Below are 11,709 nucleotides of genomic sequence, written 5' to 3'. Positions count from 1 at the left end.
CGTGTGACTGGAAATATGACGAGTGAAGAATTACAAGTCATCGCTTTTGATATTATTTTGCATAGTGGAAATGCCCGAACATTGATTCATGAAGCCTTCAAACTTCTACGGCAAGGAGAAAAAGCGGAAGCGAGTCAACAATTAGATAAAGCAAATGAAGCTATTTTAGAAGCGCATAAAGCCCAGACAAACTTGCTAAAAGAATATGCAAGTGGGCAAAAAATCGAGATGGAGATCATCATGGTCCATGCCCAAGACCATTTAATGACAACAATGACCCTTTTAGAAGTTGCAAATGAAATGAGTTATTTGTATCAACAAAAAGCTTGAAAGAGGAGATTAAGGTGGATGAAACTAAGAAGCAACAATTAGCTTTAGAAAAGAAACAATTTAGTTTGAAAATCATGTACTTCAATCGTTATCTTGTGATTCGTTATTTGACAGCCTTTTTCTTTTTCATCAATCTTAATTGGCTAGTACTACTATTAATCGCAAGAAGCAGTGCCTGGCTACTGCCGCTTAGCTTGCTGGGTTTGATCGTTCCTGCTATCGGTGAACAAGTCATACTTTATCGTACGCACACGAACCGAGCACCTTGGACGAGCAATTATTTTAAGATTCAAGGAATGATGAACGTAGGAATCAGTGGCTTACTACTTACCCCATGGTATCGCTCATTTTTTCCATTTATGGCTAATGATCATAGCGCCAAGCTATTTTTACTCGCATTATTTGTAAGCGGTATCTTTGTTTGTGGCTTTTGCTGGTTCCGCTTAGAAAAAATTGAACGTAATCAAGACCGTCAATATCAACGTGTTAAACAATATGAAAAGAGTTCACAATTAGGGAAGGGGAGTAACTAATGTTTAAATTTTTGGAAAAGTATTTGATGGGACCGATGGGAAAAATTGCACAAATGAAAATCGTTCGGGCGGTAATGGCAGCAGGGATGGCTTCGATTCCATTTACGATTGTCGGGTCGATGTTTTTGGTTTTGAATATCTTACCTTTACCATTTCCATTTCTTGAAGGGTTTTTCAACGCTACATTTTTTAAAGTCAGTGATTTGTACATGATCATCAACACGATGACCATGGGGATTTTATCCATTTATTTTGCTATTGTTTTTGCTTATGAACTGACTTCAATCGAACGAGATGAACAAGGGTTGAATGTCAATCCTTTAACTGGTTCGCTGCTTGCGGTATTTGCTTTCTTCATGTGTATTCCGGAATTAGTGTTATCTGATGGGAAAGTAAGTTTGATCGCTAGTATCTCAGATACGGAAACGGTTGTGAACGGGATTCGGATGGGCTCATTTGTCGAGCGGCTAGGCACTTCCGGTATCTTTACAGCAATCATCATGTCATATATAGCTGTTGAATTATATTGCATCTGTGTCAAACGGAATTGGGTCATCAAGATGCCTGATGTAGTACCTCCAGGTGTTTCTCGTTCCTTTACAGCTTTGATCCCTACATTTGTGATTGGCTTCGTCGTGATGCTTGTTAATGGTCTGTTGGTTGTATTAGGAACAGATATCTTCAAAATGATTGCGATTCCATTCGGGTTTGTTACTCAATTAACGAACACATGGTTAGGGATCATGGTGATCTATTTCTTGATCCATGCACTATGGATCGTGGGTATCCACGGCGCCAATATCATTACTTCTTTCTTGACACCAATCGTATTAGCGAACATGGCAGCAAATGCACAGGGAGCGAATTTCCCGCTTGCTGGCGAATTTAATAATTCCTATGTAACAGTAGGAGGATCAGGGGCCACATTAGGATTGATCTTCTTCATTGCCTTTTTGGCTAAATCCGATCAATTAAAAGTACTAGGGAAAGCTTCACTAGTTCCAGGTATCTTTAATATCAATGAGCCAATTATTTTTGGGATGCCAATTGTTTATAATCCGTATCTGGCTGTTCCATTTTTCCTAGCACCGATGGCATCGGCTTCACTAGCTTATTTTGCCATTCGCTTCGAGATCGTTAAGCCAATGCTGGCGCAAATGCCTTGGCCTTCGCCAGTTGGTGTGGGCGCATTTGTCGGTAGTGGGGGAGACTGGAAGGCGGCTGTTTTAGCAGTATTATGTGCAATTTTAGCGTTCTTCATTTGGTTACCATTCATCAAATACTATGACAATAAACTGTTGACTGAAGAAAGAGAAAAAGCAGCCGAATTAGCTGCGGAATAAAGCCATGTGATTTGCTTCAATTAACTCAATAAAAACAAAGATAGAAAACTACGATAAATATGAAGCGACCTCCAAAAAATCTAATTTTTGGAGGTCGCTTCAATACGTTTCGCATCTCGTGTTTTTTTTATTGTAAACAAGTGGTATTCATTGAAATACTCAATCTTCAATCAATTCTTTGACGACTTCATAATCGCCTTTATAAGGAACATCTATCCCATTGATTTTTTGATAAGGGTCGACTCCTTTTCCAGCGACTACAACGGAATCTTCAGGATTGCTGATCGCTAATGCTTGTCTGATCGCTTCTGGACGATCCATTTCATAATGAACCTCAAGCTCAGCATTAGTGATAGCTGCATTGATTTCTTCAGCGATTTTTTGTGGATCTTCAAACGCTGGATCATCCGCTGTTAAAAAGACGACGTCAGCTGTTTCTGATAATACTTTTCCGAAATCCTGACGGCGAGAAACTGCTTTGTTTCCGGGACTACCTAGAACAACGATGACCCGACCCTTAGGATGTTCTTTTTTGGCAAATTCTAATAATGTTTTTAAACTGAGATAATTATGTGCGTAATCGACATAAACATGACTGCCATTTTTTTGGATCAACTGATCCATCCGTCCAGGCACACGTGCTGCTTTGAGTCCTTTTTGGGCATCCTCGATGGAGGCGCCAGTCAACGCAGCCGCAATGATAGCACTTGCTGCATTTTCTTGGTTGAAATCACCGGCTAATTGGATCTCATAGTCTGCTTCGATATCAAGTTTTCCGTTGTGTTTGATCAAGTGAAAGGCATGGTTCCCTGAAGTTAAACTTTTTACTTCATAATCAGATTCGGCAGAACGTCCATAAGTGATGTAAGGGACGTTTGCTAACTCAGCCGTTTCCTGTAAAAGATCGAAATGATCACTTTCATGATCTAAAATCACAGTTTTAGAATTTAAAATCAATTGACGTTTGCAATAGAAATAATCATCAAAAGTTGGATGTTCAATGGGGCTGATATGATCAGGAGAGATGTTCAGGAAGATTCCTACATCTAGCGTTAAACCATATACCCGTTGCGTTTTGTAAGCTTGTGAGGATACTTCCATCACTAAATGTGTCATGCCATTTTTTACCGCTTCCGCCATCATGCGATACAAGTCTAATGATTCAGGCGTTGTTAAATGGGATTTAAAAAAAGTTTGTCCATCTAAAGTCGTGTTCATTGTTGAAAGCAACGCTGTTTTATTGTTTGTCGCATGATCTAAAATGGCTTTGGTAAAATAAGCTGCCGTTGTTTTTCCCTTAGTTCCAGTGTAGCCGATCACTTGCAATTGTTTTTGGGGATACTGATAAAAAGCCATGGAAAGGATCGCCATCGCTTTGCGAATATCAGTCACGATGATACCAGTTGCTGTATTTTCGTAAGGCTGTTCAGCGACGTAGTAGCTCAAACCATTCGAGATCGCACTTGTTAAATACTCTTCTTTGAAATTCAGACCTTTACAAAAAAACAACGTCTCATGATCTACTTGGCGTGAGTCATAACTTAACTTTTTGAATACAAATTGCTCAGGAGCATCTAAATGCCAACCTTGAACAGAAACAAATTCTTTTAATAAATTTTCTTTGATCAATAATTTACGGATATCTTCTAAAGAGAAGCTCATTGAATCATCCCTCACTTTATTATTCATTGGGTTCTGATCCATTATAGCATATTTCAAAAGGCTTACGGGAAGGGAAGAAAGAGAATAAAGTTGATTGCAAAAAGGAAAAAGCTAGCGTAAGACGATGACCTCACTGATTACAGGGCTAGTTTTTTGTAAAAAGATGAGAGGAAGAAAAGATTTACTCAATTTTTTTGATATTAGTATAGAAATGTTTTAACCTTTAAGTACAAGGATATTCTGTTTTCAAGATGTCTTTGATTACTATAGAGAGGAGGATAAGGAAATTCCTGATTCCAATAAGAAATGATAGATTGATTAAGAAAAATATGAAAATGAAAGGAAAATAGAATGGTTGAAATAGAAGAGAAGCAAATTCTAGTTTTGGGGTTGAAATCAGAAAGAGATAAGTTTATTCTCTCGTATTCAGATGAAAAGTTAACCCGAGAAAACTACATTGATACTTATAACAATAAAATAAAAGAAGCTATTTTACAGGAAGCTGAAAAATTGACCACTAAAGAGAGGTGGCAGAATTTTACCAAGAATTTATATTCCTATATTCCCATAAATATTAAAATGGATCCTATAGGGAAACATTATCTTCAATCTTTGCAAGAAAAAGAGAAAAATAAATTAGAAAATATTTATAAAGATGTACATATATTGAAGTTAAAAGAAAAATGTTTGTTCGAAAAAGATGGAGAAGTTATTTCCCCTATTTTACATGCCAAAAGAGGATGTAAAATAGGGATCGATGCTGCTATAAAAAATGCCAATACTCAATTATTTTTTGTTATAGACGGAATAAATATACGGAATGTTGTTCATAAAAAAGATTTGTATAACCGAAGTATTACAAATAGAGAACTGAGATATATTTATCGTCATCGCTACGCTTTAGAGGGGAAAATCACATTTTTTTCTAATGGAAAACAATGTGAAGCACCTTGGGAAAAAGATCCGCAACTATGGAGTGAATACAAGCATTCCTCACAAAGCTTTATTTATAAATATAGAGATATAATTAGTAAAAAACAAGGCATGTTGAAGTCTGGAGAACATTCGAGTATAAAACAACCACTCAATCACTTAACGGAAAAGGCTATCAATGAACAGAAACACAGGAACAGTTTGTTATCTAATTCTAATGAAAATATAAAAATAAAACAAAACAAAGAGTTATCTAAAGAATAGTGAATTTACAGAAAAATCACACAAAAAAGATTGCCAGTTTCCCATTTTGCTATTAAACTGTTAGTAATGTTTTGAAGAAAGTTGGAATCTGATCGATGACTAATCAACGAAAACCAGCAATGGAAAATTTAACACCTCAAGAAAAAATGGCTCGTGGCTCTGCTTGGATGACAGCTAGTAATATCATTTCCCGGTTACTCGGTGCGATCTACATTATCCCATGGTACGCATGGATGGGAGAGAATGCGAAAGCTGCCAATGGATTATTCAATATGGGCTACAATATTTATGCTTTGTTCCTACTGATTTCAACAGCTGGGATTCCGGCGGCGATCGCAAAGCAAACCGCTCGCTACAATTCATTAAATGAATATGGGACCTCTCGGCGTTTATTTATTCGAGCATTACAGATGATGGGTGTACTAGGACTCTTATTTTCATTATTTATGTATGTGGCTTCGCCTTGGCTCGCACATGCTTCTGGTGGCGGAGCAGAATTGATTCCAACGATGCGATCACTCAGTATCGCGATACTTGTTTTTCCTTGTATGAGTGTTATACGAGGGTATTTCCAAGGAAACCAAGAAATGATGCCGTATGCACTTTCCCAAATCGTGGAACAAGTCGCACGGATCTTTTACATGTTGCTTGCGACCTTTATTATTATGAAAGTCATGAAAGGCGATTATGTCACAGCAGTTACTCAGTCGACTTTTGCTGCATTTATCGGAATGTTAGCAAGTATTTTGGTTTTGTTGTATTTTTTGAAAAAACAACAGGCGTATTCAGCGGCACGTGTCCAGTATAGTCATAACCAAGTCAACGTAGCGACAAAAGAATTGTTACTAGATACGATCAAAGAAGCGATTCCGTTTATTATTGTTGGGTCAGGAGTGACGATCTTTAAATTAGTAGATCAGTTTACCTTTATTAAAATCATGTCAGCAACGACTGAATATTCCAAAGATCAGTTATTGGATCTCTTTTCAATTTTCAGTGCAAACCCAGATAAATTGACGATGGTCGTGATTGCGCTTGCTACTTCCATCGCTTCTACTGGGTTGCCGTTGATCACCGAAGCGGTGACGATCAAAGATCATCGTGGTTTAGCGAAACTGACAAGTGGCAATTTACAATTGTTTTCGTTCTTTATGTTTCCTGCTACCTTTGGCGTGATCTTGCTAGCCTATCCTTTAAATACGTTGTTTTATGCACCTGATAAACTAGGAAGTCACGTGTTGATCCAAGCCAGTTTTGTGGGGCTGTTCCTTGGTCTATATATGTTAGTTTCCAATATGCTTCAAGGGATGTTTGAAAATGCCGCAGCGATCCGTTATCTTGCAATCGGTTTTGTCGTGAAGGTGATCTTGCAATATCCAGCGATCCGTCTGTTTGAAGTCTACGGTCCACTATTTGCGACGATGATCGGTTTTGCTGTTTCTTGCTCGCTGATTTTAAAAAAGATGCGTCAAGTGGCACGTTTCAAACCAAGTTTTGTTTGGCGGAGAACACTATTGATTTTTATTTTGACACTGATCATGCTGGTAGCAGCTGGGGTCACGAAATCTGTTTTCGGTTTATTCCTCAATCAAGATAGTAAAATTCAGTCATTGTTCTTGATTTTATTTGTAGCTGGTGTTGGCGGTACGGTGTACGCATACTTAGCGTTAAAAATTCGATTAGCTGAACGTCTTTTAGGACCAAGTATGGTTCGATTACGCCATCGATTAAGAATCAAGTAGTAAATAAAATTTGAAAAAAGAAGTTAGGAATAATGTTCCCTATTATCCCTTAACTTCTTTTTTCAATCAAATGGAGGAAAAGCATGCGATTAGACAAATTTTTAGCGGATGTCGGATTAGGCAGTCGCAAAGAAGTCAAGGCACTGATCAAAAAAGGGCACATCAAAGTGAACGATCAAACCATTAAAAGTGACAAATTCCAAGTAGATGAATGGAAGGATCAAGTGACTTATGAAGGCGAACAGTTCATTTACCAAAAAGATTTTTATTATATCCTCAATAAACCAGCTGGAGTAATTTCAGCCACTCAAGACAACTACGATCAAACAGTGCTTGATCTATTCGATGATACTTCTTATCGGGAAGACCTTTTTCCAGTCGGGCGTTTAGATAAAGATACAGAAGGCTTATTGGTTGTGACAAATGATGGCGGCTTGGCTCACCGTTTACTTTCCCCAAAGAAACATGTCGAAAAAGAGTACTTCGCTGAAGTCAACGGTATCATGACCGAAGCCGATGTACAGGCATTTAGTCAAGGATTGACCATTGACGGTGGCGAAGAAACCAGACCTGCTCAATTAACCATTGTTTCAGTCAATTCGGAAGATGAAACATCGGTGATTCGCTTGATCCTGCATGAAGGAAAATTCCATCAAGTCAAACGGATGGTCAAAGCCGTAGGAAAAGAAGTCACTTATCTTAAAAGAATCCGAATGGGGAATTTCCTGCTCCCAGAAGACTTGGCACTCGGCGAGTATCGGCAAATGACAGCTGAAGAAGTCAAGCAGTTAGAGGGAAAGGAAATGTAATCGAACGAAATACAATGAAGAAACAAAAGCCAGCTGGCCTGTTTTTAGGCTCATTGTCAAATGATAAAATGATAGTTAGGGTATCTTCGATAAGCTGAGTATAAGACATCTTGAATCCTTCGATGAATTGGTTCGCCCAATTCATTCTAAAGGAGTTCAAGGTGTCTTTTCTTATTACAGCCACATCGCTTTAGTTTATATAAAGCAATATACTTGCTGTTAACAAAAGAGTGAATAGAAGCAGTATAGGATTGATCGTCTGTTCAAAACTCCTGTTCAACTAATCGTGAGTATTGTCTATCTCAAAACGAATATAACTTGTACAGTAGCAACTTAAGTACCTACTAGAATATCAGTGATTTTCATTCTAATGAGCGGCTGATTTTTCTGCATGTTCGACTTCTTTATCTATACCTAACACCCTTTTTTATGCTCATTTCATCCGTGTTTATTTAGAAATTACTGCCATTAGCCAACGATTTTTTGAAAAAATTGATCGCTAAAATTGAACCTCTGCCTAATTTTGTTATCTATATTTTGTATCATTTTATCTATAATTTGTTTATTTATTCCTTTTGTTGTAAGCGCTATAATTGGCTTGTGAATGACACGAAAGGAGTTTTACGATGAAAAAAAGAAAGGGGTTAAATCATTTTTTTGCTAATCTATGGCGCTACAAAGCTTTAGTACTGATGGCTGTGCCGGGGATGCTATGGATGATTTTTTTCTTTTATATCCCAGTATTAGCAAACGTAGTAGCATTTAAAAACTTCCATATTTCTGCTGACGGGTTTTTAGCTAGTTTAAGAGAAAGCCCTTGGGTTGGTTGGGAAAATTTCCGCTTCTTATTTACTTCTGATCAAGCTTTCTTGATCACTAAAAACACCATTTTATATAATGTTACTTTTATTCTTTTGAATTTATTGATTTCCGTTGTTTTTGCCATCATTATGAGTGAATTACGGAATAAACGACTGGTAAAAGTTTACCAAACAATGTCGTTACTTCCTTACTTTCTATCATGGGTCATCATTGGGTATTTTGTTTATGCCTTCTTGAGTCCTGACAAAGGAATCTTTAATCAGTGGATCACTGGGCATGGTGGAGAAGCGATCAACTGGTATAACGAACCGAAGTATTGGCCGTTTATTCTTGTCTTTATCGGTACGTGGAAAGGGATTGGCTATAACAGTATCATTTATTTTGCTTCTGTTATGGGGATCGATCCTACTTATTATGAAGCAGCGATGGTGGATGGTGCCAGCAAATGGCAACAAATCAAACATGTGACGATTCCACAATTGATTCCGTTGATGACGATCTTAACGATTCTAGCTGTCGGGAATATTTTCCGAGCAGACTTTGGTTTATTCTACAATATCCCGAGAAATTCCGGGGCACTTTATGATGTCACACAAGTATTGGATACTTACATTTATAATGGCTTGACCTCTACTGGTGACTTTGGAATGACAGCTGCAGCGGGATTGTATCAATCCGTTGTCGGGTTTGTTCTATTGATGATCACAAATACGATTGCTCGTCGTTTCGACAGCGAATCAGCATTGTTCTAGGGAGGAGAAAGAAATGAAAAAAAAGAAAGTCGAACGAGTACAGATTCGTTCATTTAACAAAACAACCAATTTTTTCTCTAACTTGTTGATCGCATTGTTTGCTCTTTCTTGCATCTTACCGTTTCTATTCGTGATTGCGATTTCTTTTACGAAAGAATCCGCTTTGACACAATATGGCTACAGTTTTTGGCCAAAAGAATTTAGTACATTTGGGTATACTTACTTATTCGGTCAAATGCAAGACAAGATTTTCCAAGCTTTATTTGTGACGATCCTTGTCACTGTTCTAGGGACTTTGATCAATAGTACAGCGACTTCTTTATACGCTTATGCGATTTCACGATCAAACTTCCCATTTCGGCGCTTCTTTACCGTATTTTGTTTGATCACGATGTTGTTCTCACCAGGGATGGTTGCGAACTATTTAGTAATGACAAATCTCTTGCAGTTAAAAGATACGATCTGGGCATTGATTTTGCCAATGGCGGTTAGTCCGTTCAATATCATCGTGATGCGAACGTTCTTCAAACGCTCGGTTTCAGATTCGATCATTGAATCTGCAAGAATTGATGGGGCTAGTGAGCTGCGAATCTTTGTGCAAATCGTTTTACCGCTGGCAATTCCAGGGATTGCAACGATCAGTTTGTTTGCCGCCTTAGGGTATTGGAATGATTGGTTTAATGCGTTGCTTTATATTCAAGATGATAAACTGGTTCCTTTGCAATATTTATTGATGAAGATCCAAAGCAATATTCAATATTTGACACAAAATTCAGGAGCGGGCAGTCAATTGACAGGCGGACTTGCTTCTGTTCCGGGAGAATCAGCTCGAATGGCGATCGTCGTGATTTCTACTTTGCCGATTGCGATCAGCTACCCATTCTTCCAGAAACATTTTGTTAAAGGATTAACGATTGGTGGAGTAAAAGAGTAATGCAATAAAAATATAAAACAATTTAGGAGGAAGAAAAATGAAGTTATGGAAGAAATTAGCCTTTACTGGCGTTTCTGCAATGATGGTTGGAACATTGGCAGCCTGCGGATCGGGGACAAAAGAAAAAGCTGAAGCAAGTGATTCAACAACCCTTCAAATGTATCAAATCGGTGATAAACCAGAGAATTTCGATCAGTTAATGGATATTGCAAATAAACGGATCGAAGATAAAATCGGAGTTAAAGTCAACATCAACTACATCGGTTGGGGCGATTATGAGAAGAAAATGAATGTCATTATCTCTTCTGGTGAAAACTACGATATTGCCTTTGCCAACAACTATGTATCAAATGCGCAAAAGGGTGCATTTACTGATTTGACAGAATTAGCACCAAAATATGCGAAAGAAGCGTATGATTCTTTAGATGAAGCGTATATCAAAGGAAATTTAGTTAACGGAAAATTGTATGCCTTTCCAGTAAATGGCAATGTGTTTGCCCAACAAGTGTTGACTTTCAACAAGCCGTTATTAGATAAATACAATTTATCGATTGATGGGATCGAATCTTATCAGGATGCGGAAAAAGTGTTACAAGAATTCCATAAAAAAGATCCAAATACAGCTGCTTTTGCGATTGGACAAGGATTTAAGGTCCAAGGAGATTTCGATTATCCATTAGGGAATACATTACCATTTGCGGTTGATTTGAACGGCGATGACACTAAGATCATCAATCAATACGACAACAAAACGTTTATCGAATTATTACGTACGATGCACAGCTGGTATAAACAAGGATTGATTCCTAGCGATGCTGCTACTAGTAATAAAGATTACCCACTTGAAGGGAATACTTGGTTAATGCGTGGCGAAACGCAAGGACCATACGATTATGGCGATACGATCTTGACTAATGCAGCGAAACAAGAATTGGTTTCAAAAGCAATCACTGTTCCATTGAAGTCAACTGGACAAGCACAAATGGCCAACTTTGTCGTATCAAATACCTCTAAAAACAAAGAAAAATCAGTTGAATTTTTAGGTTTATTAAATAGCGATCCAGAATTATTGAATGGTTTAGTTTGGGGTATCGAAGGCGAAGCATGGAAAAAAGATGGCGATGACAAGATCAAATTATTAGATGGGTACCAACCAAACATGCACATGTCTGCTTGGAATACCGGTAACAATGAAATCTTATACACACAAGATACGATCACAGATGAAATGATCGCTGAAAGAGATAAATCAATCGAAGAAGCAAAAACTTCTCCAATCTTAGGCTTTAGTTTCAATACAGATAGCGTAAAAACAGAACTAAGTAATATCTCAAATGTCATGAATCAATACCTAGATGGATTAAATACTGGGACAGTTGATCCTGATGAAACATTACCAAAACTAAAAGATGCTTTGAACAGAGCAGGTTATGACAAAGTATTAACAGAAATGCAAAAACAATATGATGCATTTCGTAAGGAAAGTAAATAATTCAAGAAACTGAATCAGTTTCTAGAAAGAAGCAGAACTTTTTCCGAAATTTGCATGTCGAATTTTTGGAGAGTTCTGCTTTTTGATTAGTGT

The 11,709-nt window shown here is 37.7% G+C and carries 10 protein-coding genes; 9 read left to right on the top strand and 1 reads right to left on the bottom strand.

Features of this window, described 5'->3' with window-relative positions:
- The first annotated feature begins 3 nt into the window (after positions 1-3).
- The 3 genes from AB3I12_RS09690 to celB are packed head-to-tail and all read left to right on the top strand — an operon-like array spanning position 4 to position 2,206.
- Positions 4-330, top strand: a complete 327-nt coding sequence (locus tag AB3I12_RS09690; RefSeq protein ID WP_010721022.1) for a PTS cellobiose transporter subunit IIA — start codon at positions 4-6, stop codon at positions 328-330.
- Between the two features lie 14 nt (positions 331-344).
- Entirely contained in the window at positions 345-863 is a 519-nt protein-coding gene (locus AB3I12_RS09685; protein WP_063627618.1) for a hypothetical protein, read from the top strand.
- Positions 863-2,206, top strand: coding sequence for a PTS cellobiose transporter subunit IIC (gene celB / locus AB3I12_RS09680; protein ID WP_010721020.1), 1,344 nt, complete (start codon positions 863-865; stop codon positions 2,204-2,206). The genes AB3I12_RS09685 and celB overlap by 1 nt, the downstream gene beginning before the upstream one ends.
- A 159-nt stretch (positions 2,207-2,365) precedes the next feature.
- On the opposite strand, the gene AB3I12_RS09675 is transcribed toward celB, so the two are convergent.
- Complete coding sequence (locus AB3I12_RS09675) at positions 2,366-3,868, bottom strand: UDP-N-acetylmuramoyl-L-alanyl-D-glutamate--L-lysine ligase (protein ID WP_034700494.1); 1,503 nt, start codon at positions 3,866-3,868, stop codon at positions 2,366-2,368.
- Between the two features lie 351 nt (positions 3,869-4,219).
- Here AB3I12_RS09675 and AB3I12_RS09670 point away from each other — a divergent pair, with 351 nt between their 5' ends.
- The 6 genes from AB3I12_RS09670 to AB3I12_RS09645 all read left to right on the top strand — a co-directional run bounded on the left by AB3I12_RS09670 (position 4,220) and on the right by AB3I12_RS09645 (position 11,616).
- A complete protein-coding gene (locus tag AB3I12_RS09670; RefSeq protein WP_063627617.1) occupies positions 4,220-5,065 on the top strand; it encodes a hypothetical protein in 846 nt (281 codons plus the stop codon).
- A 95-nt stretch (positions 5,066-5,160) separates the two neighbouring features.
- Positions 5,161-6,807: a polysaccharide biosynthesis protein gene (locus AB3I12_RS09665; protein WP_063627616.1), complete on the top strand. Its 1,647-nt coding sequence runs from the start codon at positions 5,161-5,163 to the stop codon at positions 6,805-6,807.
- A gap of 83 nt (positions 6,808-6,890) precedes the next feature.
- On the top strand, positions 6,891-7,616 hold the full coding sequence (locus AB3I12_RS09660) for a pseudouridine synthase (protein ID WP_063627615.1): 726 nt from the start codon (positions 6,891-6,893) through the stop codon (positions 7,614-7,616).
- 626 nt (positions 7,617-8,242) lie between these two features.
- The gene (locus AB3I12_RS09655) at positions 8,243-9,190 is read left to right on the top strand and encodes a sugar ABC transporter permease (protein ID WP_010721015.1); all 948 of its coding nucleotides are present in this window, start codon (positions 8,243-8,245) and stop codon (positions 9,188-9,190) included.
- 13 nt (positions 9,191-9,203) lie between these two features.
- On the top strand, positions 9,204-10,124 hold the full coding sequence (locus tag AB3I12_RS09650; RefSeq protein ID WP_010721014.1) for a carbohydrate ABC transporter permease: 921 nt from the start codon (positions 9,204-9,206) through the stop codon (positions 10,122-10,124).
- A 37-nt stretch (positions 10,125-10,161) separates the two neighbouring features.
- Positions 10,162-11,616, top strand: coding sequence for an ABC transporter substrate-binding protein (locus AB3I12_RS09645; protein ID WP_010721013.1), 1,455 nt, complete (start codon positions 10,162-10,164; stop codon positions 11,614-11,616).
- The last annotated feature ends 93 nt before the right edge of the window (positions 11,617-11,709 follow it).

The sequence above is a fragment of the Enterococcus sp. C65 genome, from assembly GCF_040887165.1.
GTDB lineage: Bacteria > Bacillota > Bacilli > Lactobacillales > Enterococcaceae > Enterococcus_B > Enterococcus_B hirae.
The sequence above is the reverse complement of the archived record's forward strand: the minus strand, read 5'-3'. Positions and strand labels throughout refer to the sequence as shown.

What these genes read in the sequence shown, in the direction of transcription:
- AB3I12_RS09650 (WP_010721014.1), top strand. Translation starts at nt 9,204, where the DNA reads ATGAAAAAAAAGAAAGTCGAACGAGTACAGATTCGTTCATTTAACAAA.
- AB3I12_RS09665 (WP_063627616.1), top strand. Translation starts at nt 5,161, where the DNA reads ATGACTAATCAACGAAAACCAGCAATGGAAAATTTAACACCTCAAGAA.
- AB3I12_RS09660 (WP_063627615.1), top strand. Translation starts at nt 6,891, where the DNA reads ATGCGATTAGACAAATTTTTAGCGGATGTCGGATTAGGCAGTCGCAAA.
- AB3I12_RS09645 (WP_010721013.1), top strand. Translation starts at nt 10,162, where the DNA reads ATGAAGTTATGGAAGAAATTAGCCTTTACTGGCGTTTCTGCAATGATG.
- celB (WP_010721020.1), top strand. Translation starts at nt 863, where the DNA reads ATGTTTAAATTTTTGGAAAAGTATTTGATGGGACCGATGGGAAAAATT.
- AB3I12_RS09670 (WP_063627617.1), top strand. Translation starts at nt 4,220, where the DNA reads ATGGTTGAAATAGAAGAGAAGCAAATTCTAGTTTTGGGGTTGAAATCA.
- AB3I12_RS09675 (WP_034700494.1), bottom strand. Translation starts at nt 3,868, where the DNA reads ATGAGCTTCTCTTTAGAAGATATCCGTAAATTATTGATCAAAGAAAAT.
- AB3I12_RS09655 (WP_010721015.1), top strand. Translation starts at nt 8,243, where the DNA reads ATGAAAAAAAGAAAGGGGTTAAATCATTTTTTTGCTAATCTATGGCGC.